This window comes from Extibacter sp. GGCC_0201 (genome assembly GCF_017566055.1).
GTDB lineage: Bacteria > Bacillota > Clostridia > Lachnospirales > Lachnospiraceae > Extibacter.
This window is the reverse complement of sequence record NZ_JABFCH010000201.1, coordinates 1-219: the sequence shown is the minus strand read 5'-3', so window position 1 is coordinate 219 and position 219 is coordinate 1. Positions and strand designations below refer to the sequence as shown.

General features: G+C 53.9%; 1 pseudogene. It reads right to left on the bottom strand.

Going from position 1 to position 219, the window contains the following annotated elements:
- Window positions 1-219: pseudogene (locus HJV72_RS19255) on the bottom strand (RNA-binding protein); the annotation flags it as partial.

The window sequence follows — 219 nt, the reverse complement described above, 5'->3', positions numbered from 1 at the left end:
CTGGAAGTGGAAAATGCCAGTGCGATGACACTGTCCAGCCTCACAGAGGAAACCGTGCCGGAAACTTTTTCTGTTTTCAGGACAGGCACATCCTCCAGCGCATCAAGAAGCTTTGGCACTACGTTCGTATGGCGGACGCGGCACAATTCCTGCATGAGAAACGGCGCCATGTTCTCATGGCAGAAGACATGGGCTGTCTTCCCGTCCACCAGGATATCC